Raw genomic sequence first — 24386 nt, 5'->3', positions numbered from 1 at the left:
ATGCTATCCAAAAAAAGATGGACTATATTTAGCTTGTTGGTTCTGTGCGGTGGGACAATATATAAACTGCCGTCATTGAAAGACGCATTTTATGTTCCTATGCAGGAGTATTTTCACCTGACCAACGGTGAGATTGGTAATGCGATGTCGGTTAACTCCATTGTTACGACCATTGGTTTCTTCTTATCAATTTACTTTTCCGACAAATTACCGCGCCGCTTTACGATGTCGCTTTCACTGATTGCGACTGGCCTGCTGGGGATCTACCTTTCTACCATGCCGGGCTACTGGGGGATACTTTTTGTCTGGGCGCTGTTCGGCGTGACCTGCGACATGCTGAACTGGCCTGTGCTGTTAAAGTCGGTGAGTTTGCTCGGAGACAACACCCAACAGGGGCGCTTGTTTGGTTTCTTCGAAACCGGGCGAGGCATTGTTGATACCATTATCGCCTTTAGCGCGCTGGCTGTTTTCACCTGGTTTGGTAGCGACTATTTCGGTTTTAAAGCCGCAATATTGTTTTACTCATTTATCGCGATTGCGGTGGGTGTGATTATTTTCTTCGTATTAAAAGAAAGCCCGGAAGAACAAACGGCGAAAAAAGAGAATGCAGCGAAAAAAGAAAGCAATCCAGGTTTGGGGAATGTATTAAAAAACAAAACCGTCTGGTTAATCGCTTTTAGTGTGTTCTGTGTTTATGCGGTGTATTGTGGATTGACATTCTTTATTCCATTCTTAAGAAATGTCTACGCATTGCCTATTGCACTGGTGGGCGCCTATGGAATTATCAATCAATATTGTTTGAAAATGGTAGGCGGCCCTATTGGTGGCTTAATTGCTGACAAGGTTTTAAAATCTCCCAGCCAGTATTTGTTCTATACCTTTATTATTAGCGCTCTGGCGTTGGTTGCCTTGATATTACTGCCGCATGAGCAAATGCCTGTTTATTTGGGCATGGCCTGCACGCTGATGTTTGGTGCGGTTATCTTTACACAACGTGCAGTATTCTTCGCCCCAATCGGTGAAGCGGGAATCAGTGAGAAAAACACCGGTGCGGCAATGGCATTGGGCAGTTTTATCGGTTATGCCCCGGCGATGTTCTGCTACAGCCTGTATGGCTACATTTTAGATACCAACCCAGGGTTATTGGGCTATAAAATCGTGTTTGGCTTGATGGCTGTTTTCGCCTGCGCCGGGATAGTTATTTCGGGTCTGCTTATCAAAAACATTCGTGCGGAACGCAAAGCTGAACCGTTAACTTCTGTCTGATTGTGACACCATCCAACATGGGGCTTCTCTGATAGAGGATGCCCCATTTTGGGTTTCCCACCCTCCATCTTGGCGGACTTACCCCTTAATACCCAGTCGTTCTGATTTCTACTCCTTACAGAATGTAGAGAAAGGGTATTTTATTTATATATCAATTAATTAACTATCAATATTCGATTGCCACTTTGGTGGTATATCGCCACTTCGTGCTTAAAACATCCTCAACCCCAGTTGATCCTTATCAATTATCCCTTCATATGTGCGAGTTACCGTGCCGCCATCGTTAGTAATGTCGTTTTCATAAGATAGAGCCTCCAGGCTCCACATCAGGAGAACCCCGATGAGCAAATTTCTTGACCGGTTTCGGTACTTCAAACAGAAGGGCGAAACTTTTGCCGATGGACATGGCCAACTGCTCGATACCAATCGTGATTGGGAAGAAGGTTATCGCCAGCGTTGGCAGCACGACAAAGTGGTGCGTTCCACTCACGGTGTAAACTGCACGGGCTCCTGCAGCTGGAAGATCTACGTCAAAAGCGGCCTGGTAACCTGGGAAACCCAGCAAACCGACTACCCGCGTACCCGCCCAGATATGCCAAACCATGAGCCACGCGGCTGCCCACGCGGCGCAAGCTACTCCTGGTATCTCTACAGCGCCAACCGTCTGAAATATCCTTTGATGCGCAAGCGTCTGATCCAACTGTGGCGTGAAGCGAAAACCCTGCATCAAGATCCGGTCGACGCCTGGGCTTCCATCATCAACGACCCGGAAAAAGCAAAAAGCTATAAACAAGCCCGTGGTCGCGGTGGTTTTGTGCGCTCAAGCTGGCAGGAAGTGAACGAGCTGATTGCCGCGGCAAACGTGTTTACCGCGAAAACTTTCGGCCCTGACCGTATCGCGGGCTTCTCGCCGATCCCGGCAATGTCGATGGTTTCTTATGCTTCCGGCGCTCGCTATCTTTCGCTGATTGGCGGCACCTGCCTGAGCTTCTACGACTGGTATTGCGATTTGCCGCCTGCGTCGCCGATGACCTGGGGCGAGCAGACTGACGTTCCTGAATCTGCCGACTGGTATAACTCCAGCTACATCATGGCCTGGGGCTCTAACGTTCCACAGACCCGTACACCGGACGCCCACTTCTTTACCGAAGTGCGTTACAAAGGCACCAAAACCGTCGCGGTGACGCCGGATTACGCTGAAATCGCCAAGCTGTGCGACCAGTGGCTGGCACCAAAACAAGGTACCGATGCGGCGATGGCGCTGGCGATGGGCCACGTGATGCTGCGTGAGTTCCACCTCGATAACCCAAGCCAATACTTCACTGATTACGTGCGTCGTTATACCGACATGCCAATGCTGGTGATGCTGGAAGAGCGTGACGGCTTCTACGCCGCTGGACGCATGTTACGCGCCTCTGACCTGGTTGACGGTTTGGGTCAGGAAAATAACCCGCAGTGGAAAACGGTCGCCATGGACAGCCAGAACGGCGAGTTGCTGGCACCGAACGGTTCTATCGGTTATCGCTGGGGCGAGAAGGGCAAGTGGAACCTCGAACAGCGCGATGGCACCAGCGGCGAAGAAGCCGAACTGCGCCTGAGCCTGCTCGGCAGCCACGACGAAGTGGCGGAAGTGGGCTTCCCATACTTCGGCGGCGAAAGCACCGAGCACTTTAGCAACGTGAAGCTCGATAACGTGCTGATGCATAAACTGCCGGTTAAACGCATTCAGCTGGCAGACGGTACTACCGCGCTGGTGACTACCGTTTACGACCTGACGCTGGCGAACTACGGCCTGGATCGCGGCCTGAATGACGAAAACTGCGCGTCCAGCTACGACGACGTGAAAGCGTATACCCCGGCGTGGGCGGAGCAGATTACCGGCGTAACTCGCCAGAACATCATCCGTATTGCCCGTGAATTTGCTGACAACGCCGACAAAACCCATGGCCGCTCGATGATTATCGTCGGTGCCGGTATGAACCACTGGTTCCACATGGACATGAACTACCGCGGTCTGATCAATATGCTGATCTTCTGCGGTTGCGTCGGCCAGAGCGGCGGCGGTTGGGCACACTATGTTGGCCAGGAAAAACTGCGCCCACAAACCGGCTGGACTCCGCTGGCGTTCGCCCTCGACTGGCAGCGCCCGCCGCGCCAGATGAACAGCACTTCGTTCTTCTATAACCACTCCAGCCAGTGGCGCTACGAGTCGTTGACTGCCGAAGAACTGTTGTCGCCGTTGGCGGATAAATCCCGTTATAGCGGCCACCTGATTGACTTCAACGTGCGTGCTGAACGCATGGGCTGGTTGCCGTCTGCACCACAGCTCAACACCAACCCGTTGCACATTGCAAAACAGGCGAAAGCGGCAGGTATGAGCCCGGCTGATTTCACCGCGCAGCAACTGAAAAGCGGCGACATTCGCTTTGCCGCAGAACAGCCGGATGCGGGCAATAACCATCCGCGCAACTTGTTCGTCTGGCGTTCAAACCTGCTGGGTTCTTCCGGTAAGGGCCACGAGTACATGCTCAAATATTTGCTCGGTACCGAGAACGGTATTCAGGGTAAAGATCTGGGTAAAGAAGGCGGCGTGATGCCGGAAGAAGTCGAGTGGGTCGATAACGGCCTAGACGGCAAACTGGATCTGGTGGTGACGCTGGACTTCCGCCTGTCGAGCACCTGTCTGTACTCCGATATCGTGCTGCCAACGGCGACCTGGTATGAGAAAGACGATATGAATACGTCGGATATGCATCCGTTTATTCACCCGCTATCAGCAGCCGTTGACCCAGCCTGGGATTCAAAAAGCGACTGGGAAATCTATAAAGCCATCGCGAAGAAATTCTCCGAAGTGTGCGTCGGCCATTTAGGTAAAGAAACCGACGTGGTGACGCTGCCGATTCAGCATGATTCCGCCGCAGAACTGGCGCAGCCGTTTGGCGTGATGGACTGGAAAAAAGGCGAATGTGATCTGATTCCGGGCAAAACCGCACCGCATCTAATCACCGTTGAACGTGATTACCCGGCGACTTACGAGCGTTTCACCTCGATTGGCCCGCTGATGGAAACCATCGGCAACGGTGGTAAAGGCATCGCCTGGAATACGCAGTCTGAAATGGATCTGTTGCGTAAGCTCAATTACACCAAAACCGAAGGCCCGGCGAAAGGCCAGCCGACTCTCAACACGGCGATCGATGCCGCAGAAATGATCCTCACCCTGGCACCGGAAACCAACGGCCAGGTTGCGGTAAAAGCCTGGGCGGCACTCAGCGAATTTACCGGACGCGACCACACGCACCTGGCGCTCAATAAAGAAGACGAAAAGATTCGATTCCGCGATATCCAGGCGCAGCCACGCAAAATCATCTCCAGCCCAACCTGGTCGGGTCTGGAAGATGAACACGTTTCTTACAGTGCCGGATACACCAACGTTCACGAGCTGATCCCATGGCGCACGCTGTCTGGCCGCCAGCAGCTGTATCAGGATCACCAGTGGATGCGTGATTTTGGCGAAAGCCTGTTGGTATACCGTCCGCCGATTGATACCCGATCAGTGAAAGGTGTGATGGGTAAAAAATCTAACGGTAACCCAGAGAAGGCGCTGAACTTCCTGACGCCGCACCAGAAATGGGGCATTCACTCAACCTACAGCGACAACTTGCTGATGCTGACGTTGTCACGCGGCGGGCCGATTGTCTGGATGAGTGAAATCGACGCCAAAGATTTGGGCATCGTCGATAACGACTGGATTGAAGTATTCAACAATAACGGTGCTTTGACCGCGCGTGCGGTGGTGAGTCAGCGTGTGCCGGAAGGCATGACCATGATGTACCACGCGCAGGAACGTATCGTGAACCTGCCGGGTTCTGAAATTACCGGGCAACGCGGCGGGATTCATAACTCGGTCACCCGAATTAGCCCGAAACCGACGCACATGATTGGCGGCTATGCGCAGCTGGCTTACGGCTTTAACTACTACGGCACCGTCGGTTCAAACCGTGATGAGTTCGTAGTCGTGCGCAAGATGAAAGACATTAACTGGTTAGACGGTGAAGGCAACGACCAGAAACAGGAGAGCGTAAAATGAAAATTCGTTCACAAGTCGGCATGGTGCTGAATCTTGATAAATGCATCGGCTGTCACACCTGTTCTGTGACCTGTAAAAACGTCTGGACCAGCCGCGAAGGGATGGAGTACGCGTGGTTCAACAACGTGGAAACCAAACCGGGAACTGGCTACCCAACTGACTGGGAAAACCAGGAAAAATGGAAGGGCGGCTGGATCCGTAAAATTAACGGCAAACTGCAACCGCGCATGGGTAACCGCGCGATGCTGCTGGGAAAAATCTTCGCTAACCCGCATCTGCCCGGCATCGACGATTACTACGAGCCGTTTGATTTCGACTATCAGCATCTGCATAACGCGCCAGCAGGCAAGCATCAGCCGATTGCGCGCCCGCGATCGCTGATTACCGGCCAACGGATGAACAAAATCGAAGCAGGCCCGAACTGGGAAGATGATCTGGGTGGTGAGTTCGAAAAACTCTCTAAAGACCAGAACTTCCACAACATGCAAAAGGCGATGTACGGCCAGTTCGAAAACACCTTTATGGCGTACCTGCCGCGCTTGTGCGAACACTGCCTGAACCCGGCGTGTGCGGCGACGTGCCCGAGCGGTGCGATTTATAAGCGTGAAGAAGACGGCATTGTGCTGATTGACCAGGACAAATGTCGTGGCTGGCGTATGTGTATCACCGGTTGCCCGTACAAAAAAATCTACTTCAACTGGAAAAGCGGCAAATCAGAGAAGTGCATTTTCTGTTACCCGCGTATCGAAGCAGGCCAGCCGACGGTTTGCTCCGAAACTTGCGTAGGCCGTATTCGTTACCTCGGCGTGCTGTTGTATGACGCGGACGCGATTGAGTCCGCAGCCAGCACCGAAAACGAGAAAGATCTGTACGAGCGCCAGTTGGGTATCTTCCTCAATCCGAATGACCCGGCGGTTATCGAGCAGGCGCGGAAAGACGGCATTCCAAATAGCGTTATCGAAGCCGCACAGCAGTCGCCAGTTTATAAAATGGCGATGGACTGGAAGCTGGCGCTGCCGCTGCACCCGGAATATCGCACGCTGCCGATGGTCTGGTATGTGCCGCCGTTGTCGCCAATTCAGTCTGCGGCTGACGCGGGTGAACTGCCGCACACCGGGATCCTGCCTGACGTTGAAAGCCTGCGTATTCCGGTGGAGTACCTGGCGAACTTGCTGACCGCGGGCGACACCGCGCCGGTTCTTCGCGCTCTGAAACGCATGATGGCGATGCGCCACTACAAGCGTGCGGAAACGGTAGAAGGCGTTCACGATATCAGCGCGCTGGAAGAAGTGGGCTTGACCGAAGCGCAGGCGCAGGAAATGTATCGCTATCTGGCGATTGCCAACTACGAAGACCGTTTCGTAGTGCCATCAAGCCACCGCGAGCTGGCGGCAGATGCCTTCCCGGAAAGTAAAGGTTGTGGTTTCAGCTTCGGCGACGGTTGCCACGGTTCGGATTCCAAATTCAACCTGTTCAACAGCAAGCGTATCGATGCGATTGATGTGTCCAGCAAAACGGAGCCAAAACCATGATCGAACTTTTGGTGATTTCCCGTCTGCTTGAGTACCCGGATGCTGCCCTGTGGCAGCATCAGCAGGAACTGCGTGATGCGATGGCTGAAGGAAGCGCGTTGAATTTGCAGCAGGCGGCTCAGCTTAACGGTTTCATTACTTCGTTGTGCAGCCGCGATTTGCTGGATGCGCAGGCGAGTTACAGCGAGTTGTTTGACCGTGGTCGCGCGACTTCACTGCTGCTGTTTGAACACGTTCACGGCGAATCCCGTGACCGTGGGCAGGCGATGGTTAACCTGATGGGGCAGTACGAGCAAGCCGGGATGGAGATCGACAGCCGCGAGCTGCCGGACCATTTGCCGCTGTATCTGGAATATCTGTCGCAGCGTGAAGAAAGTGAAGCGCGTGGTGGTTTGCAGGATGTCGCACCGATTCTCGCCCTGCTGGCTGCGCGCCTGAAACAGCGCGAAAGTGATTATGCGGCGCTGTTTGATGTGCTGCTCGGCCTGTCGCAAAGCGATGTGGCGGTTGAGAGCGTGAGCAAGCAGATTGCTGGCGAAGCGCGCGATGACACGCCGCAGGCGCTGGATGCGGTATGGGAAGAAGAGCAGGTGAAATTTGTGGCTGACGCCGGTTGCGGTGAATCTGAAATTTCCAGCCATCAGAAGCGTTTTGCCGGGGCTGTCGCTCCGCAGTATCTGAATATCGGAGGACAGTAATCATGCAATTTCTCAATGTGTTCTTCTACGACATGTATCCGTACATTTGCGGGACGGTATTCCTGCTAGGGAGCTGGTTGCGTTACGACTACGGCCAGTACACCTGGAAAGCGGGTTCCAGCCAGATGCTGGATCGCAAAGGGATGAATCTGGCGTCAAACCTGTTCCATATCGGGATTCTCGGGATTTTTGCCGGTCACTTCCTGGGGATGTTAACGCCACACTGGATGTACGAGTCGTTCCTGCCGATTGATGTGAAGCAGAAGATGGCGATGATTGCCGGTGGCGCGTGCGGTGTGATGACGCTGGTGGGCGGTTTGCTGCTGCTGAAACGCCGCCTGTTTAACCCGCGCATTCGTGCGACGTCGAGCGTGGCGGATATTCTGATTCTCAGCCTGTTAGTGATTCAGTGTGCGTTGGGTTTGTTGACGATTCCGTTTTCGGCGCAGCATATGGACGGCAGCGAGATGATGAAGCTGGTGGGCTGGGCGCAGGCGGTGGTGACTTTCCACGGCGGTGCATCTGAGCATCTGGACGGCGTGGCGTTTATCTTCCGCGTGCATTTGGTATTGGGCATGACGCTGTTCCTGCTGTTCCCGTTCACCCGTCTGGTGCATGTGTGGAGCGCTCCGGTGGAGTATTTGACGCGTAAGTACCAGATTGTGCGCGCTCGTCGCTGACGGTTGTTGGTTGGATTGAAAATACCTGGCTTCGGCCGGGTATTTTTTTGCCTGTTATGTCGGATGACTCTGCGCTTATCCGAACTACGGATCGGGAAAACGGAACGTAAAAAATCCTTCCCCAACGGGAATATGGAAGATTGTGCGATTTGGATTTGTTTAGAGGTATTGCTAGAGAATGGTGGCGGGGGAAGGATTTCTCGACGCTTTGCGTCTCGCCCTTCGGGTCGTTGCCTGCGGCAACGCTTTCTCGCTTCGCTCGAATCGAACCTTAGTCGAAGCTTCTCATCCTTCCCCAACGGGAATATGGAAGATTGTACGATTTGGATGAGCTGGGAAGGTGTTGCAAAGAATGGTGGCGGGGGAAGGATTCGAACCTTCGAAGTCGATGACGGCAGATTTACAGTCTGCTCCCTTTGGCCGCTCGGGAACCCCGCCAGGGGTGTTGGGTACTGCTAAAGCCTGATTGGTGTTGCCTTGTTGAACATAGTGGGAAGGATGACCGTTGCTAAAGCAACGTTGTCTCACTACGTTCGACTCGAACCTTAATCGAAGATTCTCGTCCTTCCCCAATAAGTGCTCATCTCAATGATAACTTATTGCCTTAACCACAATGTAGTGGTCAAGAATGGTGGCGGGGGAAGGATTCGAACCTTCGAAGTCGATGACGGCAGATTTACAGTCTGCTCCCTTTGGCCGCTCGGGAACCCCGCCAGGGGTATTACATTTTGTTGGCTTTCTTACTCGCCTCCTTCGTCTGGAAGCGGGGCGCATCATATCAAATGAAGCGCCGCTGTAAAGCATTCACTGTAAGAAAATGAATCGTTTGCCGTTTTTTTACACGTAACGTCGCAAACCTAAGCAATAACATGATTGATCTACAGAATAATCGTGCGATTACCGTATACAAACACGCGCTGGGCCAGCACTTGATACAGTGCGCGGCTGAGAACATTTTTCTCAACATCACGCCCGGCACGCATCATATCTTCTGCAGTGTAGGTGTGATCGACGTGAATCACATCCTGCATGATGATTGGGCCTTCATCCAAATTGTCGTTCACGTAGTGTGCGGTGGCACCGATAATCTTCACGCCGCGCTCGTACGCCTGGTGATAAGGACGCGCACCGATGAACGCAGGCAGGAACGAGTGGTGGATGTTGATAATCTGGTTCGGGAAGCGCGAAACAAACTCAGGCGTCAACACACGCATGTATTTCGCCAGTACCACGTAATCCGGTTTATGCGCTGCAATTGCGTCGGCCATTTGTTGGTCGTGATCTTCGCGCGTCAGACCTTCATGGCTGACCAGCTCAAACGGAATATCAAAACGCTCAACCAGCGTGCGCAGCGTTTCGTGGTTGCCGATAACAGCAGCGATCTCAACATCGAGGCCGCCATAATTGGCTTTCATTAATAAGTCACCCAGGCAGTGCGCTTCTTTGGTGACCAGGATCACCACGCGACGACGACCCGCAGGAATGAGTTCACGCACCGAACCTTCAGGCAATGCGCCATCTAAATCAGCCAGTAGCGTGTTGTCGTTGAAAATCCCCTCAAGCTCGGTACGCATAAAGAAGCGCCCGGTGCGATGGTCAACAAACTCGTTGTTCTGAACAATGTTCAGTTCGTGCTTGTAACAAATGTTGGTGATCTTGGCGATCAGGCCCTTAGCGTCAGGGCAAATGGTGCGGAGTACTTTTCGCTGTAGTGCTTGTGTCACGGGGAAATCCTGTTGTGCGTGTGTTTGCTAATTGATTTGTGCCACGGTGAGTTAACGACCACAACACTTTTTATATTTTTTTCCAGAACCGCAAGGGCAGGGGTCATTGCGACCAAATTGCGGGCGTGTTCCATCGACATAGTACCACTGGCCGTTTTCCTTTAAGAAACGCGAACGCTCGATAATGGCACTTTCTTCGCATTGTTCTTCAAAGCGCGCGACAAAACTGACGAAACCTTCGTTTTCATCGCGTCCGGCAGCAGCTTCATAAACTGTCAGACCTAACCACTTGGTTGTGCCAAAACTTCCTGAAATATCTGATTTCAGCGAAGGGCTGCGGGTTTGCGGGTGCCAGGTCGTGACAAGATAGTCTGCGTCCTGCATCACATACGCACTATAACGTGAACGCATTAGCTGTGATGGGGTTGGCGCGGGCTTGTCTGCGCGTAGGTAAGGCTGGCAACATACGCTATACTCCAGACCGCTACCACAAGGGCAAAGTTGCGACACAGCATCTCCTTGGTTACAAAAAATAGTCAGCGTAAATACGCGGGGTAGTTATGTTAACTGAGCTGTGGCGAGTTCGCCACGAGGTGATATATCCATGGGCATTTGAGTTGCAATCAACACCACCCGCAGCTTGATGAATGATGGGTATAAACCGGGGAAGAAAGACCGAGGCAAAATGAGACAGGTAAAGATCGGCCTGGCATTAGGGTCGGGAGCAGCAAAAGGATGGGCGCATATTGGTGTCATTAATGCGTTAAAACGAGCAGGCATTCAGGTTGATATCGTTGCAGGTTGCTCGGTTGGGGCACTGGTCGGTGCCGCGTATGCAAGTAATCGCTTACCTATGATGGAACGATGGGTGCGCTCGTTCGGCTATTGGGATGTACTGCGACTAATGGATCTTTCCTGGCGTCGTGGCGGATTGTTGCGTGGCGAAAGAGTGTTCAACAACGTCCGCAAAATCATTACCGAAGAGAAAATTGAAGACTGCGCGCTGCGTTTTGGCTCTGTTGCCACCAATTTAAGTACTGGACGTGAATTGTGGTTCACGGATGGTGATTTGCATCAGGCTGTTCGAGCCTCTTGCAGTATGCCGGGGCTATTGTCGCCGGTCGGGTATAACGGCTACTGGCTGGTGGATGGCGCAGTGGTTAACCCGGTGCCTGTTTCGCTAACGCGTGCGCTGGGTGCCGATATCGTGATTGCCGTCGACCTGCAACATGATGCGCATTTGATGCAGCAAGATTTACTCTCCGTCAATATGACGACTCCTCTGGCTGAAAATCAGGTGCAGCCTGATTCATGGCGTGGTCGTTTGCGCGAACAGCTCGGCAAAATCACTACCCGTCGTGCCAATACCACGCCAACGGCCATGGAAATCATGACCACCTCTATTCAGGTGTTGGAAAACCGCTTAAAGCGTAACCGTATGGCGGGTGACCCACCGGATATTTTGCTGCAACCTTTTTGCCCCCAGATTTCAACGCTTGATTTCCACCGTGCCGCGGAAGCGATAAGTGCGGGCAGTCTTGCCGTCGAGAAAAAGATGGATGAGCTGCTGCCATTGGTTCGTACCCATGATTGAGTATGGTGAAAACTCGCATCTTCAGGCAATTCTGACAGGCGGTGATTGTCATACCATGCCACTATTGATCTATCGCCAGTCAGGGGAGCGAAAATGACACAGCCACTCGTTGGAAAACTGATTCTCATTGTTGAAGATGAGCCCGTTTTCCGCTCTTTACTGGAAAATTATCTCTCTTCCTTAGGTGCGGTCATTGCTGTTGCCGTTGATGGTATAGATGCTCTGGAAAAGATGACCAGTTTTGCGCCCGATCTGCTGATTTGCGATCTGGCTATGCCGCGCATGAATGGATTGAAGCTGGTAGAGCACTTGCGTAATGAAGGCATACAGACGCCAATCCTTGTGATCTCAGCCACCGAGAACATGTCAGATATCGCCAAAGCCTTACGCTTTGGGGTGCAGGATGTTCTGCTCAAGCCAATTAAAGACCTCAATCGTCTGCGTGAAACAGTCTTCGCCTGCCTCTATCCCAACATGTTTAATTCGCGTGTTGAAGAAGAAGAGCGGCTGTTTCAGGACTGGGATGCGCTGGTCAGCGACCCGCAGGCTGCATCTACGCTACTGCAAGAACTACAACCCCCGGTACAACAGGTGATTTCGCATTGCCGGGTGAATTACCGCCAGTTAATCACTCATAATCAACCAGGACTTGTTCTGGATATTGCTGCTTTGTCAGAGAACGACCTGGCATTTTATTGCCTTGATGTGACAAGAGCAGGGGATAATGGGGTGCTGGCGGCGCTGTTATTACGAGCGCTATTTAACGGGCTATTGCAGGAACAACTTTCCAAACAAAACCAACGTTTACCTGAGCTCGGTAATTTACTCAAACAAGTGAATCAATTATTACGTCAGGCCAATCTTACCGGGCAGTTTCCGCTGATGGTGGGTTATTACCATAGTGAACTCAAAAACCTCATTTTGGTCTCGGCGGGGCTAAATGCCACCTTAAATACCGGTGAGCATCAAATTCAGGTCAGCAACGGTGTGCCTTTGGGAACACTGGGCAATACTTATCTCAATCAAATTAGCCAGCGTTGTGAGTCCTGGCAGTGTCAGGTTTGGGGAAGTGGCGGGCGATTACGGCTGATGTTGTCTGCGGAATGAGCATCTGGATGGTTGAAATCATTTAGGTTTTCTCCCCTATCATTGCTGGTGGTAATATCGTATCTATCCAAATCGTATTAGTCTTAAATTATCAACGCAACGGGTAAACAGCCGCAGATTCCATTTTTAAGCTGATATACTCGAGACGTTTTTTTAATTGACGTGCAAGTGAAAACTTGAACAGTCCAGGAGATTTTTCAATGGCTGCCATTAATTCTAAAGTAAGAAAAGCAGTAATCCCTGTCGCGGGATTGGGCACACGTATGTTACCGGCTACCAAGGCTATTCCAAAAGAGATGTTGCCTTTAGTCGATAAACCGTTAATTCAGTATGTGGTCAATGAATGTATCGCCGCGGGCATTACTGAAATTGTGCTGGTGACTCACTCTTCGAAAAACTCCATCGAAAACCACTTCGATACCAGCTTCGAACTTGAAGCCATGCTCGAAAAACGTGTTAAGCGCCAGTTGCTGGATGAAGTTCAGGCTATTTGCCCTCCGCATGTCACTATCATGCAGGTTCGTCAGGGCCTGGCTAAAGGCCTGGGGCACGCAGTGCTGTGCGCCCATCCGGTTGTCGGCGATGAGCCAGTAGCCGTTATTCTGCCAGATGTAATTCTTGATGAGTTCGAATCCGATCTTTCGCAGGATAACCTGGCCGAAATGATCAAACGTTTTGATACTACAGGCCACAGCCAAATCATGGTTGAGCCGGTAGAAGATGTTACCGCTTACGGTGTTGTTGACTGCAAAGGCGTTGAGTTAAACGAAGGTGACAGCGTGCCAATGGTCGGTATTGTTGAGAAACCTAAAGCCAATGTTGCACCATCTAATCTTGCAGTTGTAGGCCGTTATGTGCTGACTGCTGATATTTGGCCGCTGTTGTCCAAAACACCTCCAGGTGCTGGTGATGAAATTCAGCTGACTGACTCCATTGCTATGTTGATGGAAAAACAGACTGTTGAAGCCTATCACATGAGAGGCGTGAGCCATGACTGTGGTAACAAACTCGGTTATATGCAGGCGTTTGTGGAGTACGGTATCCGTCACAGCACTTTGGGCGCAGACTTTAAAGCCTGGCTAGAAGAGACAGTTGGCGCGAAAAAGTAATTCATTTCAACGCAGGATAGAAAGATGAAAGTTACTGTATTTGGTATCGGCTATGTTGGACTTGTTCAGGCTGCAGTGCTTGCGGAAGTTGGTCACGATGTAATGTGCATAGATGTCGATGCGAAGAAAGTCGAAAATCTGAAAAACGGCGTGATCCCAATTTTTGAACCCGGCTTAACGCCGCTGGTGAAGAAAAACTATGAAGAAGGCCGCTTACAGTTCAGCACCGATGCTGAATTGGGCGTCCATCATGGTGAAATGCAATTTATTGCCGTTGGAACTCCGCCGGATGAAGACGGTTCTGCTGACCTGAAATATGTCACCGCTGTTGCACGTACTATCGCGCAGCACATGACATCCCACAAAGTTGTGCTCGATAAATCTACCGTTCCTGTCGGAACAGCAGACAAAGTTCGCAACGTAATGGAAGAGACGCTGAAAGCCCGTGGCGTGGATATTCCATTTGATGTGGTTTCTAACCCTGAATTCCTGAAGGAAGGTGCGGCAGTTTCTGACTGCATGCGCCCTGAGCGTATTGTTATCGGTACCGATAACGATGATGTGGTGGATTTGCTGCGTGAATTGTACGAGCCGTTCAATCGCAACCACGATCGCATGATCCTGATGGATATCCGTAGTGCTGAGCTGACCAAGTACGCCGCGAACTGCATGCTGGCGACTAAAATTAGCTTTATGAACGAAATCTCCAACCTGGCAGAACGGCTGGGCGCAGATATCGAAAAAGTGCGTATGGGTATTGGTTCAGACTCCCGCATCGGCTACAGCTTTATTTACCCTGGCTGCGGTTATGGTGGCTCCTGCTTCCCTAAAGATGTGCAGGCTCTGATTCGTACCGCTCAGCAGATTGGCTACACGCCACGTATTCTGCAAGCGGTAGAAGAGGTCAACCACGACCAGAAGTTAAAACTCCCTGAGTTTATTACTCGTCATTTCGGTGAAGATCTGAAAGGTAAAACCTTCGCGCTGTGGGGACTTTCATTCAAACCGAATACCGACGATATGCGTGAAGCCTCTAGCCGCGTCCTGATGGAAGCGCTGTGGGAACGCGGTGCTCAGGTGCAGGCGTATGACCCGGAAGCAATGGACGAAGCTCAGCGCATTTACGGACATCGTCCAGATCTGAAATTGATGGGAACTAAAGAAGCCGCATTACAAGATGCAGATGCTCTGGTTATTTGTACAGAATGGCAAAGTTTCCGTGCACCTGATTTTGATGCAATCAAGAAATCCCTAAAGCAACCAGTTATCTTTGACGGCCGTAACCTGTATGATCCTGAGAGACTTAACAAACGCGGCTTTGTCTATTATGCAATCGGCCGCGGAGCGTCCATCAATATTGCGTAATATATCCTAAATAATTCAAGCTGCATCGCGGCGGCAAGTGAACACATCCCGATGAACTTACATCAGTAGGTGATTCGGGTATGTTTACGAAGCCAACAAAGATGTAGTTTGGAGTATGACGGGTATAAATGAGGATTATATGAAATTTTTGGTTACCGGCAGTGCAGGCTTTATTGGATTTCATGTCAGTGAACGTTTGCTGGCAGCCGGTCACCAGGTTATCGGTATCGATAACCTGAATGACTATTACGATGTCAATCTTAAGCAAGCTCGTCTTGATCTCCTCGCACCACATTCTTCATTCCGTTTCGATAAAATTGACCTTGCCGATCGTAATGCCATGGCGGAATTATTTGCCAAAGAGAAATTTGATCGTGTGATTCATCTTGCTGCACAAGCAGGTGTACGTTATTCCATCGATAACCCTCACGCCTATGCTGATTCAAACCTTGTGGGGCATTTAAATGTTCTTGAAGGTTGTCGCCATTATAAAGTGGGGCATCTGTTATATGCTTCGTCCAGTTCGGTATATGGGCTAAATCGCAAACTTCCGTTCTCAACTGATGACACTGTTGATCATCCAATATCATTATATGCGGCAACCAAAAAAGCTAACGAGTTGATGTCGCATACGTACTCGCACTTATATGGGTTACCGACGACCGGGTTACGCTTTTTCACCGTTTATGGTCCATGGGGCCGCCCGGATATGGCGTTATTTAAATTTACTCGTGCGATTGTCGAAGGAAAGAGTATCGACGTTTATAATCATGGGCAAATGCGTCGTGACTTCACTTATATTGATGATATTGCAGAGGCAATCGTTCGTTTGCAGGATGTCATTCCGCAAGCCGATGCCACGTGGACAGTAGAGGAAGGAACTCCGGCGACAAGCTCAGCACCTTATCGAGTTTATAATATCGGGAACAGTAATCCGGTTACGTTGATGGATTATATTACTGCCCTTGAAAACTCTTTAGGTAAGGTTGCCCAGAAGAATATGATGCCTATGCAGCCAGGTGACGTTCTGGAGACGAGTGCGGACACGAAGGCGTTGTATGATGTCATTGGCTTTAAACCACAGACATCGGTTCAGGATGGCGTACAGCGCTTCGTAGACTGGTATAAGGCATTCTATAAAGTCAGCTAATGCTGAGAAGTTAAAAGAAAAAAGAAAAAAGGAAGCCTGGCTTCCTTTTTTTATGAGCACTATTTGTAGTAACAAAGATTCTGCTAATGATGCGCTCAAAATAAAAATCCCGCCGAAGCGGGATTTAATAAGCAGCACTAAAAGCGAAAATTAGGCGATCAGGAAGTCTTCCAGTTTCTTGCCTTGCTCTTCCATTGCTTTTTTGATTACAGCTGGAGTACGGCCTTGGCCAGTCCAGGTTTTGCTTTCGCCGTTTTCGTCGATGTACTGATATTTAGCTGGACGTGCAGCGCGTTTAGCTTTGCCTGTAGTTTTAACAGCAGCCATGCTATTCAGTAATTCATTAGGATCAATGCCGTCAGCAATTAGCATTTCACGGTATTGTTGCAGTTTACGAGTACGCTCTTCAATTTCTGCAGCAGCAGCGTTATCTTCTTCACGGCGTTCGTTAACAACAACTTCTAATTTTTCCAGCATTTCTTCCAGCGTTTCCAGGGTACATTCTCTGGCTTGTGCACGAAGAGTACGGATGTTGTTCAGAATTTTAAGTGCTTCGCTCATTTTAGTAATCTCAAACTTATATTGATGGTTGGCTTGTTGGGCTAATAATAGAGGCTTAAATTAAGTTCTGCAATAGGAAGTAATGTAAGGAATTCAAAATTCCATAATATTTTGTCGATTTATAAAAGGGTATTAACTTAAATTTTGGCTTGCATCTAAGGTAAACAAAACGTGGGGAACTCACTTTTTCTACAACAACCCTGATAGTTTCAGGGTTGCCGAAGTAGTAAATTGAGACATAAACGCATTAATGGTGAAATATCAACCTTTGGTATTATTGCCTGTAATGGTGGATATTTTTAATAGATAGTTATTATTGATGATCCAATAGATTTCAGGGAGTACCAGCAAAAACACTGAAAACTCCGTAAGTTAAGTGCAACGTGATGAACATCAAACATCTGCCGATTTCAGGCATTCCACGCTATGGTTTATATATCTCTCTAACAATCTATGAATTCTTCCTGGAGTCATAAGGTAAAAGCAACTCCCTAACGGCTTATGATATAATCCTGTGTTAATAATATTTACATTTTAACTCAGGCTAGCTGACCAATGGCACAACTTTACTTTTACTATTCCGCAATGAACGCGGGTAAATCTACGGCATTACTGCAATCGTCATACAACTATCAAGAGCGCGGAATGCGTACATTGGTGTATACCGCAGAAATTGACAATCGGTTTGGTTCTGGAAAGGTGAGTTCGCGTATTGGATTATCGTCGCCCGCAAAGCTCTACAATGACTCAACCCAATTATTCAATGAAATACGTGAAGAGCATCAGCGGGACGCTGTGCATTGCGTACTGGTAGATGAATGCCAGTTCCTGACACGCGATCAAGTTCTGGCGTTATCAGACGTCGTGGATGAATTAGATATTCCCGTATTATGTTATGGCCTACGCACTGATTTTCAGGGCGAGTTATTTGGCGGAAGCCAATATTTATTAGCGTGGTCAGACAAACTCGTGGAATTAAAAACTATCTGTTTTTGTGGACGTAAAGCCAGCATGGTTTTGCGCCTCGACCAGGAAGGTCGTCCGTATAACCAGGGAGAACAGGTTGTGATTGGTGGGAACGAGCGCTATGTGTCTGTTTGCCGTAAACACTATAAAGAAGCGCTGCAAACAGGCTCTCTGGAAGGCATTCAGAGCGAATTAAATTAAATAGGAAGGCAGATGAGTGCCTTTCTCAATCATCGTCGTGAGAGGCTTTGTGCGGCGTTTTTAGAAAGCAGAAACAAAAAAACCCGCCGAAGCGGGTTTTTTATTAGCTATTACAATTAAGCGGTTTTCTTCGCTTTCTTGTCAGCTTTCGCGGCAGGAGCTGCTGTTTTAGCCTGTGCTGCTTCGTTGCCTTCTTCGGAGAATTCACGACCGTAGAAGGTATCCATCAGAATTTGTTTCAGTTCAGAGATCAGTGGGTAACGTGGGTTAGCACCGGTACACTGGTCATCGAACGCATCTTCAGACAGTTTGTCAACGTGAGCCAGGAAGTCAGCTTCCTGAACACCAGCTTCGCGGATGGACTTAGGAATACCCAGTTCAGCCTTGATGCTGTCAAGCCATGCCAGCAGTTTCTCAATCTTAGCAGCAGTACGGTCGCCCGGTGCGCTCAGACCCAGATGGTCTGCGATTTCAGCATAACGACGACGCGCTTGTGGGCGGTCATACTGGCTGAATGCAGTCTGCTTAGTTGGGTTGTCGTTCGCGTTATAACGGATAACGTTGGAGATCAACAGGGCGTTCGCCAGACCGTGAGGAATGTGGAACTGAGAACCCAGTTTGTGAGCCATTGAGTGACACACACCCAGGAAGGCGTTCGCAAACGCGATACCCGCGATGGTCGCAGCGTTGTGTACACGCTCACGAGCAACTGGGTTTTTAGAGCCTTCGTTGTAAGATGCTGGCAGGTTTTCTTTCAGCAGTTTCAGTGCTTGCAGAGCCTGGCCGTCAGAGAACTCGCTCGCCAGAACAGAAACATAAGCTTCCAGTGCGTGAGTTACGGCATCAAGACCACCGAATGCACACAGGGACTTAGGCATGTCCATGACCAAGTTGGCATCAACAATCGCCATATCTGGAGTCAGAGCGTAGTCAGCCAGTGGGTATTTCTGACCAGTAGCATCATCAGTTACAACAGCAAACGGAGTCACTTCTGAACCAGTACCGGAAGTGGTGGTAACCGCGATCATTTTCGCTTTTACGCCCATTTTCGGGAACTTGTAGATACGCTTACGGATGTCCATGAAGCGCAGAGCCAGTTCTTCGAAGTGAGTTTCTGGGTGCTCGTACATAACCCACATGATTTTCGCAGCATCCATCGGTGAACCACCACCCAGCGCGATAATCACGTCTGGTTTGAAGGAGTTCGCCAGTTCTGCACCTTTACGTACTACGGACAGAGTTGGATCAGCTTCTACTTCGAAGAATACTTCAGTTTCAACGCCAGCTGCTTTCAGAACAGAAGTGATCTGGTCTGCATAACCGTTGTTGAACAGGAAACGGTCGGTAACGATCATCGCACGTTTGTGACCATCAGTAATCACTTCGTCCAGCGCGATTGGCAGGGAGCCACGGCGGAAGTAGATAGATTTCGGAAGTTTATGCCACAACATGTTCTCAGCTCGCTTAGCAACGGTTTTCTTGTTGATCAGGTGCTTAGGACCCACGTTCTCAGAGATAGAGTTACCACCCCATGAGCCACAACCCAGAGTCAGGGAAGGCGCGAGTTTGAAGTTGTACAGGTCACCGATACCACCCTGAGAAGCAGGGGTGTTGATCAGGATACGTGCAGTTTTCATTTTGTCGCCGAAGTGCTTAACGCGCTCTGGCTGGTTGTCCTGGTCTGTGTACAGGCAAGAGGTGTGGCCGATGCCGCCCATCTCCACCAGTTTCTCAGCTTTAACAACTGCATCTTCGAAGCTCTTAGCACGGTACATAGCCAGAGTTGGAGACAGTTTTTCGTGAGCGAATGGCTCAGATTCGTCAACAACACTTACTTCACCAATCAGGATCTTGGTGTCAGCCGGTACTGTGAAGCCTGCCAGTTCAGCAATTTTAGTTGCTGGCTGACCAACGATAGCTGCGTTCAGTGCGCCGTTTTTCAGGATGATATCCTGAACAGCTTTCAGCTCTTTACCCTGCAGCATGTAGCCGCCGTGGGATGCAAAACGTTCGCGCACTGCGTTGTAAGCAGAGTCAACAACGATAACTGATTGCTCGGAAGCACAGATTACGCCGTTATCGAAGGTTTTAGACATCAGGATAGAAGCAACAACACGTTTGATGTCGGCAGTTTCGTCAACAACAACAGGGGTGTTACCTGCGCCTACGCCGATTGCTGGTTTACCGGAGCTGTATGCTGCTTTAACCATGCCTGGGCCACCAGTTGCCAGAATCATGTTGATATCTGGGTGGTGCATCAGAGCGTTAGACAGTTCGACAGATGGCTGGTCAATCCAACCGATCAGATCTTTAGGTGCACCAGCAGCGATCGCAGCTTGCAGAACGATGTCTGCTGCTTTGTTGGTCGCGTCTTTTGCACGTGGGTGTGGAGAGAAGATGATCGCGTTACGAGTCTTCAGGCTGATCAGAGACTTAAAGATAGCCGTTGAAGTTGGGTTAGTCGTTGGCACGATACCGCAGATAATACCGATTGGCTCAGCGATGGTGATAGTCCCGAAGGTGTGGTCTTCATCCAACACACCGCAGGTTTTCTCATCTTTATAGGCGTTGTAGATATACTCTGAAGCAAAGTGGTTTTTGATCACTTTATCTTCAACGATACCCATGCCAGATTCAGCAACGGCCAGTTTCGCGAGAGGGATTCGAGCATCTGCAGCAGCCAGAGCGGCGGCGCGGAAGATTTTATCAACTTGCTCTTGAGTAAAGTTGGCATATTCACGCTGGGCTTTCTTGACGCGCTCTACAAGTGCGTTAAGTTCAGCGACATTAGTTACAGCCATAATGCTCTCCTGATAATGTTTAAACTCTTTTAGTAAATGAGCTGCTCGAGACGACAGTATAGTCAGCGGGCAACAGCTTGCGTAAGACACGAGCCACGACTATCCAAAAACTTCCCAAAACATCTTGCTGATTTACTAAAAGAGCCTACCTAAAAAAACCTATTCATCTTCTGAATCATTTGCTCTTCAGATGCATCAAGAGTACTCACTTCTGAGTAGGTTTTTTGTGATATAAATCACAATATTTTAAGGCTGACTCCATTCAGCAGGGAGGATTCAGGTAACTGATAAGTCTTTAAAATTTTAGTCACAGCAAAGATAAAACAAATTACCATATTTTCAACAAGTGGGTAACAATATCGTTTAATATCGCATTTGCTAATAAAAGTAGTTATCTATGCTGCGAAAGTGCGTGGCGCCAGCACCTGTTTTCCATTACATTACGCCGGCCTTTGCTACGTTCATTCGCGGAGTTTTGAGTGGCTCAATCCTTGTTCGATTTGCCTACCTATTTTAAGTTCTTTATTGGCTTGTTCGCGCTGGTAAACCCAGTGGGGATCATTCCTGTATTCATCAGTATGACCAGCTACCAAACGGCGTTGGCCAGGAATAAAACAAACCTTACCGCCAACTTGTCGGTAGCGATTATTTTATGGACGTCGTTGTTCCTCGGTGACGGTATTCTGCAATTATTTGGCATATCAATTGATTCTTTCCGCATTGCTGGCGGTATCCTGGTGGTCACCATAGCGATGTCGATGATCAGCGGTAAGCTCGGAGAAGATAAACAGAACAAACAAGAAAAATCAGAAAGCGCTATCCGTGAAAGTGTGGGTGTTGTGCCATTAGCATTGCCTTTAATGGCAGGTCCCGGTGCAATCAGTTCGACTATTGTATGGGGCACGCGTTACCATAGCTGGAATTATTTGGTTGGTTTTTCAATCGCTATTGCACTCTTTGCTTTTTGTTGCTGGTTGGTTTTCCGCCTTGCCCCGTGGTTAGTCCGTTTGTTGGGGCAAACCGGCATCAACGTTATCACCCGTATTATGGGGTTGTTGTTGATGGCGCTGGGTATCGAATTTATAGTGACTGGCCTGAAAACGATCTTCCCAGGGTTATTAAGTTAGTTCTGCTGAAACCGGCATATGAAAAAGCAGAATAGCCATTCTGCTTTTTTTTGTTAATTTTTTACCAATGCGATTAAAGCATAAGCATTTTTTTAGTTTTCATAAGAAAATTATTCATAAGAAAATGCTTTGGAAACCGCGTATTAACAACCTTCACTTTTCCCCGCTGTACATAAAACTGACAATCAGTTCGTTATTTAACTCACACTACACAATGATGCTTGCTGCCGCTTTATTGAGATGATATTAGTAAATCATGCTATCCAGTAGATGAATGTGCTAAAAAACAACCAATTGTTATTTTTTCGTGAATGACAGCTGAGTGCCATCAGTCTGCGTGAAATCCATCTTTTTGGTCACCGGTATCTCTTTTATTTTTAAAGAGTTAACCGAGTGTTTTGCACGGCAAAAGCATCGTTACGAACCAGTCTCCACATAGATAAAAGAGAAATGGTTAACAAATTTGCAAATTGTATTGGCGAGCGTCAAAGGCTTTTGATACTTTCCGGGCAACACAATTATCTGAGAAATGTTTCATTTACAGATGACTCATAAAAATCAACCTGAGTACAGGGTGGGTTGATTAAGAATCGACGGAACAGGGTGCCAATAAGAGCGTCCCAAAAAATAAAGTCGGTGATAGCAAGTAATACAGAAGTTAATCCGGACAGTCGCATAACGCTCTTGCGCTGTTAAGGAACCCTAAGGGGAAGAGGCTGGCTTTCGGGTCGGTAATTATAATGAGTGGAGTATCAACACAATGTCCATCATCACAAAAAAAAGTCTGGTAGCAGCAAGCATTTTATCCGCGCTAATCGTAGGCAATGTGGCCATGGCGGCCGAAGTTCCTGCAGGTGTTCAACTGTCAGAAAAGCAGACGTTGATCCGAAATAACGGTGCTGAACCACAGTCTCTGGACCCAAATAAGATTGAAGGTGTTCCTGAGTCAAACGTCAGCCGTGATCTGTTTGAAGGTTTATTGATTACTTCTCCAAAAGACGGTCACCCAATTCCGGGAGTAGCAGAGTCCTGGGATAATAAAGATTTCAAAGTCTGGACCTTCCATCTGCGTAAAGATGCGAAATGGTCTAACGGCGAGCCAGTCACAGCGCAAGATTTCGTTTATAGCTGGCAGCGTCTGGTTGATCCAAATACTGCTTCCCCATACGCAAGCTACCCGCAATACGGCCATATCGTAAACGTTGATGCCATCATCGACGGCAAAATGAAACCAAGTGAACTGGGCGTAAAAGCCATTGACGACCACACTCTGGAAGTCACTTTGAGCGAGCCTGTTCCTTACTTCTACAAACTTCTGGTTAACCCGGCGATGTCCCCGGTGAACAAAACCGCCATTGAGAAGTTTGGTGAGAAGTGGACCCAACCTGCAAACATCGTGAGCAACGGTGCTTATAAACTGAAAGACTGGGTTGTTAACGAACGCATCGTAATGGAGCGTAATACTAATTATTGGGATAACGCGAAAACCGTTATTTCGCAAATCACCTATCTGCCAATCTCTTCCGAAGTCACGGATGTGAACCGCTATCGCAGCGGCGAGATTGACATGACGTATAACAACCTGCCAATCGAGCTGTTCCAGAAACTGAAAAAAGAAATTCCAGCTGAAGTACACGTTGACCCATATCTGTGTACTTACTACTACGAAATTAACAACCAGAAAGCTCCATTTAACGATGCGCGTGTCCGTACCGCTCTGAAACTGGGTCTGGATCGTGACATTATCGTTAATAAAGTGAAGGCGCAGGGCGATCTGCCAGCATATGGCTATACCCCTCCTTATACTGACGGTGCAAAACTGACTAAACCTGAGTGGTTCTCATGGACTCAGGAAAAACGTAACGAAGAAGCTAAGAAGTTGCTGGCTGAAGCGGGTTACACCAAAGATAAACCGCTGACCTTCGACCTGTTGTACAACACCTCCGATCTGCACAAGAAACTGGCTATCGCAGCTGCTTCTATCTGGCAGAAAAACCTCGGTGTGAACGTTAAGTTGGTAAACCAGGAGTGGAAAACCTTCCTCGATACGCGTCACCAGGGTAACTACAACGTTGCACGTGCTGGCTGGTGTGCGGATTACAACGAACCGACTTCCTTCCTGAACACAATGCTGTCTTCAAGCTCAATGAACACCGCGCATTATAAGAGCCCAGCCTTTGACGCCATTATGGCGGAATCGCTGAAAGCGACTGATGATGCACAACGCGCTGCTGCATACGATAAAGCGGAACAGCAATTGGGCAAAGATTCTGCAATCGTTCCGGTTTATTACTACGTGAATGCCCGTCTGGTGAAACCATGGGTTGGCGGTTATACCGGTAAAGACCCGATGGATAATATCTATACTAAAGATATGTATATCATCAAACATTAATGGCAATTCGTGGGGCAGGTTTT

17 protein-coding genes, 2 tRNA genes and 1 other RNA gene are annotated in these 24386 nt (G+C 49.2%); 13 read left to right on the top strand and 7 right to left on the bottom strand.

The window, feature by feature from the left end; genetic code table 11:
- The 5 genes from LVQ76_RS08540 to narI all read left to right on the top strand — a co-directional run bounded on the left by LVQ76_RS08540 (nucleotide 1) and on the right by narI (nucleotide 8263).
- Entirely contained in the window at nucleotides 1-1266 is a 1266-nt protein-coding gene (locus tag LVQ76_RS08540) for an MFS transporter (protein ID WP_232864412.1), read from the top strand.
- 340 nt (nucleotides 1267-1606) lie between these two features.
- Nucleotides 1607-5353 (top strand): nitrate reductase subunit alpha, encoded by a 3747-nt coding sequence (locus LVQ76_RS08535; RefSeq protein WP_232921412.1) that lies wholly within the window; start codon nucleotides 1607-1609, stop codon nucleotides 5351-5353.
- The gene (gene narH, locus LVQ76_RS08530) at nucleotides 5350-6885 is read left to right on the top strand and encodes a nitrate reductase subunit beta (protein ID WP_232864414.1); all 1536 of its coding nucleotides are present in this window, start codon (nucleotides 5350-5352) and stop codon (nucleotides 6883-6885) included. The genes LVQ76_RS08535 and narH overlap by 4 nt, the downstream gene beginning before the upstream one ends.
- Nucleotides 6882-7583 (top strand): nitrate reductase molybdenum cofactor assembly chaperone, encoded by a 702-nt coding sequence (gene narJ / locus LVQ76_RS08525; protein ID WP_232903711.1) that lies wholly within the window; start codon nucleotides 6882-6884, stop codon nucleotides 7581-7583. Before narH ends, narJ begins: the two co-directional genes overlap by 4 nt.
- Nucleotides 7584-7585: 2 nt before the next feature.
- Nucleotides 7586-8263 (top strand): respiratory nitrate reductase subunit gamma, encoded by a 678-nt coding sequence (gene narI / locus LVQ76_RS08520; RefSeq protein ID WP_232864416.1) that lies wholly within the window; start codon nucleotides 7586-7588, stop codon nucleotides 8261-8263.
- Between the two features lie 179 nt (nucleotides 8264-8442).
- On the opposite strand, the gene LVQ76_RS08515 is transcribed toward narI, so the two are convergent.
- The 5 genes from LVQ76_RS08515 to LVQ76_RS08495 form a co-directional block, all read right to left on the bottom strand.
- Nucleotides 8443-8573, bottom strand: a non-coding RNA gene (locus LVQ76_RS08515) — RtT sRNA.
- Nucleotides 8574-8616: 43 nt separating this feature from the next.
- A tRNA-Tyr gene (locus LVQ76_RS08510) sits at nucleotides 8617-8701 on the bottom strand.
- Between the two features lie 191 nt (nucleotides 8702-8892).
- A tRNA-Tyr gene (locus LVQ76_RS08505) sits at nucleotides 8893-8977 on the bottom strand.
- Between the two features lie 164 nt (nucleotides 8978-9141).
- On the bottom strand, nucleotides 9142-9987 hold the full coding sequence (gene purU / locus LVQ76_RS08500) for a formyltetrahydrofolate deformylase (protein WP_151995688.1): 846 nt from the start codon (nucleotides 9985-9987) through the stop codon (nucleotides 9142-9144).
- A 51-nt stretch (nucleotides 9988-10038) separates the two neighbouring features.
- Nucleotides 10039-10497 (bottom strand): YchJ family protein, encoded by a 459-nt coding sequence (locus LVQ76_RS08495; RefSeq protein WP_232864417.1) that lies wholly within the window; start codon nucleotides 10495-10497, stop codon nucleotides 10039-10041.
- Nucleotides 10498-10672: 175 nt separating this feature from the next.
- On the opposite strand from LVQ76_RS08495, the gene rssA reads away from it, so the two are divergent.
- The 5 genes from rssA to LVQ76_RS08470 all read left to right on the top strand — a co-directional run bounded on the left by rssA (nucleotide 10673) and on the right by LVQ76_RS08470 (nucleotide 16312).
- A complete protein-coding gene (gene rssA / locus LVQ76_RS08490) occupies nucleotides 10673-11581 on the top strand; it encodes a patatin-like phospholipase RssA (protein ID WP_034455850.1) in 909 nt (302 codons plus the stop codon).
- A gap of 93 nt (nucleotides 11582-11674) precedes the next feature.
- Nucleotides 11675-12688, top strand: coding sequence for a two-component system response regulator RssB (rssB, locus tag LVQ76_RS08485; RefSeq protein WP_232864418.1), 1014 nt, complete (start codon nucleotides 11675-11677; stop codon nucleotides 12686-12688).
- A 200-nt stretch (nucleotides 12689-12888) separates the two neighbouring features.
- Nucleotides 12889-13797 carry a UTP--glucose-1-phosphate uridylyltransferase GalU gene (gene galU / locus LVQ76_RS08480; RefSeq protein WP_151995691.1) on the top strand — a complete coding sequence of 303 codons (909 nt, stop codon included), beginning with the start codon at nucleotides 12889-12891 and terminating at the stop codon, nucleotides 13795-13797.
- 24 nt (nucleotides 13798-13821) lie between these two features.
- Nucleotides 13822-15162, top strand: coding sequence for a UDP-glucose dehydrogenase family protein (locus LVQ76_RS08475; protein WP_064518490.1), 1341 nt, complete (start codon nucleotides 13822-13824; stop codon nucleotides 15160-15162).
- A 139-nt stretch (nucleotides 15163-15301) separates the two neighbouring features.
- On the top strand, nucleotides 15302-16312 hold the full coding sequence (locus LVQ76_RS08470; protein ID WP_232921411.1) for an NAD-dependent epimerase: 1011 nt from the start codon (nucleotides 15302-15304) through the stop codon (nucleotides 16310-16312).
- A gap of 150 nt (nucleotides 16313-16462) precedes the next feature.
- On the opposite strand, the gene hns is transcribed toward LVQ76_RS08470, so the two are convergent.
- Nucleotides 16463-16873: a histone-like nucleoid-structuring protein H-NS gene (hns, locus tag LVQ76_RS08465; RefSeq protein ID WP_151995693.1), complete on the bottom strand. Its 411-nt coding sequence runs from the start codon at nucleotides 16871-16873 to the stop codon at nucleotides 16463-16465.
- A 555-nt stretch (nucleotides 16874-17428) separates the two neighbouring features.
- Between hns and tdk the strand changes: the two genes are divergently transcribed.
- Nucleotides 17429-18040: a thymidine kinase gene (tdk, locus tag LVQ76_RS08460; protein WP_232864420.1), complete on the top strand. Its 612-nt coding sequence runs from the start codon at nucleotides 17429-17431 to the stop codon at nucleotides 18038-18040.
- A gap of 116 nt (nucleotides 18041-18156) precedes the next feature.
- Here tdk and adhE read toward each other — a convergent pair whose 3' ends face one another.
- Nucleotides 18157-20841: a bifunctional acetaldehyde-CoA/alcohol dehydrogenase gene (gene adhE / locus LVQ76_RS08455; protein WP_232903707.1), complete on the bottom strand. Its 2685-nt coding sequence runs from the start codon at nucleotides 20839-20841 to the stop codon at nucleotides 18157-18159.
- A 479-nt stretch (nucleotides 20842-21320) separates the two neighbouring features.
- Between adhE and LVQ76_RS08450 the strand changes: the two genes are divergently transcribed.
- Both LVQ76_RS08450 and oppA read left to right on the top strand, forming a co-directional pair.
- Nucleotides 21321-21968, top strand: coding sequence for a YchE family NAAT transporter (locus LVQ76_RS08450; RefSeq protein WP_034455840.1), 648 nt, complete (start codon nucleotides 21321-21323; stop codon nucleotides 21966-21968).
- A gap of 760 nt (nucleotides 21969-22728) precedes the next feature.
- Nucleotides 22729-24363, top strand: a complete 1635-nt coding sequence (gene oppA / locus LVQ76_RS08445) for an oligopeptide ABC transporter substrate-binding protein OppA (RefSeq protein ID WP_232864422.1) — start codon at nucleotides 22729-22731, stop codon at nucleotides 24361-24363.
- The last annotated feature ends 23 nt before the right edge of the window (nucleotides 24364-24386 follow it).

It is taken from the genome of Buttiauxella cochleicola, assembly GCF_021283185.1.
In the GTDB taxonomy this organism is placed as follows: domain Bacteria; phylum Pseudomonadota; class Gammaproteobacteria; order Enterobacterales; family Enterobacteriaceae; genus Buttiauxella; species Buttiauxella massiliensis.
This window is presented reverse-complemented; position numbering and strand designations above follow the sequence as displayed.